The sequence below is a fragment of the Caballeronia glathei genome (genome assembly GCF_000698595.1).
In the GTDB taxonomy this organism is placed as follows: Bacteria; Pseudomonadota; Gammaproteobacteria; order Burkholderiales; family Burkholderiaceae; genus Caballeronia; species Caballeronia glathei.
Map to the genome: position 1 here is coordinate 1 of NZ_JFHC01000252.1, position 961 is coordinate 961.

Sequence of the window (961 nt, forward strand, 5' to 3'; positions counted from 1 at the left end):
CGAACTCGCGATCCTCAATCAGGTCGACCGCTTCAATCTGGTGATCGATGTCCTCGACCGCGTGCCGCGACTACAGGGTAGATCGGCGCATCTCAGGGAAGACATGAAGAACGCCATCATCAGCAACCTGAACTATGCGCATACGCATGGCATCGACCGCACCGAGATCACCGACTGGGTGTGGCCAGACTGAGTGTCCTAAGGGGAAAAAATCATGGCCGCCGACCCGACCGTGGATACATCGCTCAGCGCTCAACCCGCGCGAAGCGGACTGGATGCCGATGCGTTGCAGCGCGACGTGATCGACAACCTCATCTGCATGCAGGCCCGCTATCCGGCCATTGCCACCCCTCACGACTGGTACATGGCCCTCGCCTACAGCGTGCGCGACCGCCTGCTGGCCCGCTGGGTGGCGACCGTGCAGACCCATGCCGCACGCGAGGTGAGGCTCGCGTGCTATCTCTCCGCCGAGTTCCTGATCGGTCCGCAGCTCGGCAACAACATCGTCAACCTGGGCATCGAGACCAATGCGCGCGCAGCCATGCAGGCGCTCGGCCAGGACCTCGACACGCTGCTCGCACTGGAAGAAGAACCGGGGCTCGGCAACGGCGGGCTCGGGCGGCTCGCCGCCTGTTACCTCGACTCGCTCGCCACACTCGAAATACCGGCGATCGGCTACGGCATCCGCTATGAGTTCGGCATCTTCGATCAGGTGATCCGCGACGGCTGGCAGGAGGAAGTCACCGACAAGTGGCTGCAGAAGGGCAATCCGTGGGAGATCGTACGCCCGGACGTGACGTTCTATGTTTCCTTTGGCGGGCGAACGGAGAGCGAGACCGATGCACAGGGCCACCTTCGTGTGCGCTGGGTACCGGCGAACAAGGTAAAGGGCGTGGCCTGCGACATCCCGATGCTCGGCTTTCGCGTGAACACCTGCAACACCCTGAGGCTGTGGAAGAGC

At 63.0% G+C, this 961-nt stretch carries 2 protein-coding genes; both read left to right on the forward strand.

What is annotated here, in order from left to right:
• The coding region (locus BG61_RS38605; protein ID WP_035943720.1) for a phosphoketolase family protein at positions 1–193 on the forward strand (193 nt) is incomplete at its 5' end.
• 21 nt (positions 194–214) lie between these two features.
• On the forward strand, positions 215–961 hold a 747-nt coding region (locus BG61_RS38610; protein ID WP_035943721.1), incomplete at its 3' end, for a glycogen/starch/alpha-glucan phosphorylase.